Raw genomic sequence first — 2,403 nt, 5'->3', positions numbered from 1 at the left:
TATTAGGTTAGAAGCATACAGAGCATTGGGATTTACTGATGAAGCAAAGAGAGATGAATATTATCTTATTAGGTTAGAAGCATACAGAGCATTGGGATTTACTGATGAAGCAAAGAGAGATGAATATTATCTTATTAGGTTAGAAGCATACAGAGCATTGGGATTTACTGATGAAGCAAAGAGAGATGAATATTATCTTATTAGGTTAGAAGCATACAGAGCATTGGGATTTACTGATGAAGCAAAGAGAGATGAATATTATCTTATTAGGTTAGAAGCATACAGAGCATGGGATTTACAGAGGAAGCAAAGAAAGATGAAAATGAAGATATTAGAGAAGAAGCAGAGATGTATTTTAAGATAAAAGATAAACTAAATTATTAAAAATTAAAATAAAAACTATGGAAATATTATTTATAACATTATTTCAAATTGCTATTTATATATTAATTATGTTTTGGTGCTATAAGTTAGCAGAAAAAAAAGGAAGAAGCAAAAAACTTGCTTTATTATTTGGACTTCTTTTTGGAATTTTTGCTGTAATAGGATATTTATTGATTGGTAAAAAAGAAAACAATAAAAATTAAAAATAATATGAAAAATAAATATAAAGCAGTTTTAAGAAGCGAAATTAAAAAGAAAAATAATGATAGAGTGTTTAACTTTATATTAAACTTCTTTTTAAAAAATGGAATGATGCCGACACTTCAAGAAATCGGAGAAGAATTTAATTTTACAAGGGAAAGGGCAAGAATGATATCTGAAAGATTAGTGGAAGAAAAAAGGCTGATTAAAGGAAAAGAAAAAAAGCAAGACAAGCATTTATTATAAATCCTTATTATTTATTAAAAAATAAAAAAATAAAAAAATGAAGCTTCTTTTTTTAAAACATAAAACAATTAAGCCGTATGAGAATGAATTGAATGAAGAATATAGATATTTTAGAAAATGGCTTGAAAAATTGGGAATTCTTTATGTTATAGATTATAAAGATTTTGATGATGAATTGGAATATCAGGAATATAATAACAATAATAGCAACATAAACTCTTTATATGCTTTATCACAAAATTTTATGAAAAAGATGAGTGGGAAATACGAAACTCCTGGTGAATATCACATTATATATTTTTTACACGCTCCCACTCACTCTGAATCTAATAAAGCATTTACAACTCATTACTGGAATGATTTTAATGGAAGCGTTTGCGTTGATATGCCTATAAGCGAAGAATTTGCTAAAAGGCCTGATAATTGGGTTTGGAGGGCTTTTGCTCACGAAACAATACACGCATTTTTTGGAATTTTAAGAAATGCCTGGAAAATAAATATTACTGATTATCTGGACCAGGCTTGTATGGAGTATAAAAAATCAAATCCGAAAGCAACAGAAGAGGAAATGACATTGATATGCGAGAATGTTTATCATAACTCAATTGAACCTTATAAAGACAAGTTATTTGCTGATTTGCCGATAAAAGGAATAGCAACAACAATGATAGCGATAATTGGAATTTTAAATAGCATTGTAGAGATTTTAAAAAAGAAATTAGAGGCTTCTAAAATACAAAATAGAGAAGATGTGATAAATAGATTAGCAAAAACGATAGCAAAACAAGAAGGATTTTATGTTAAAGGAAGTTTAGCGAAGAGAAATAATAATCCTGGAAATTTAGTTTATGTCGGACAGAAAAATGCGGTATTAGGGGAAAAAGGATTTGCTAAATTTATGACAGAAGAAGATGGGTGGAATGCTTTATATTCTCAATTAAATTATATTTGGGACGGAAAGAGCAAGTATTACACAACAGATATGAATATTAGTGAATTTGTTGATGTTTGGGCTTCAACATCTCCTTTAAACGAAAGGAAAGCGTATGCTAACGCAATAGCGAATGAATTTAACACAAGCATAAATACTAAATTAAAAGATTTATAAATAAAAATAAAACTATGAAAAAATATCATTTAACAAATAACAAAATTAATGTAAATGGAAGGAAGTTATATCAAATAATGGCGGATAAGGATTTTGGAGATGTTAAAAAAGGAGAATTGGGAGGTTTTGTAGAAAGTGAAAAAAATCTATCACAGGAAGGAAATTGTTGGATATATGATAACGCAATGGTTTTTAATAACGCAAGAGTATATGAAAGTGTAAGTGTATATGGAAACGCACTGATATCTGATAACGCAAGAGTATATGGGAACGCAAGAGTATTAGGAAATTCAATAATTTTTGATAACGCAAGGGTATATGAAAACGCAATGATATCTGGGAACGCAAGAGTATTAGGAAATTCAATAATTTTTGATAACGCAAGGGTATATGAAAACGCAATGATATCTGGGAACGCAAGAGTATTAGGAAATTCAATAATTTTTGATAACGCAAGGGTATAT

Annotated in this window: 5 protein-coding genes; all 5 read left to right on the top strand. The window is 28.7% G+C overall.

All coding sequences use genetic code 11. The annotated features are described in order from the left end of the window. Positions 1 to 364 (top strand): hypothetical protein (locus PKV21_07680; protein ID HOM27369.1); only part of this gene is annotated, 364 nt, incomplete at its 5' end. A gap of 37 nt (positions 365 to 401) precedes the next feature. Continuing rightward, entirely contained in the window at positions 402 to 587 is a 186-nt protein-coding gene (locus PKV21_07675; protein HOM27368.1) for a hypothetical protein, read from the top strand. 7 nt (positions 588 to 594) lie between these two features. Continuing rightward, positions 595 to 831, top strand: coding sequence for a hypothetical protein (locus tag PKV21_07670; protein ID HOM27367.1), 237 nt, complete (start codon positions 595 to 597; stop codon positions 829 to 831). An 88-nt stretch (positions 832 to 919) separates the two neighbouring features. Continuing rightward, positions 920 to 1,939: a hypothetical protein gene (locus PKV21_07665; GenBank protein HOM27366.1), complete on the top strand. Its 1,020-nt coding sequence runs from the start codon at positions 920 to 922 to the stop codon at positions 1,937 to 1,939. A gap of 14 nt (positions 1,940 to 1,953) precedes the next feature. Further along, positions 1,954 to 2,403: hypothetical protein (locus PKV21_07660; protein HOM27365.1), on the top strand; the 450-nt coding region annotated here is incomplete at its 3' end.

This window comes from bacterium (genome assembly GCA_035371905.1).
GTDB lineage: Bacteria > Ratteibacteria > UBA8468 > B48-G9 > JAFGKM01 > JAMWDI01.
This window is presented reverse-complemented; position numbering and strand designations above follow the sequence as displayed.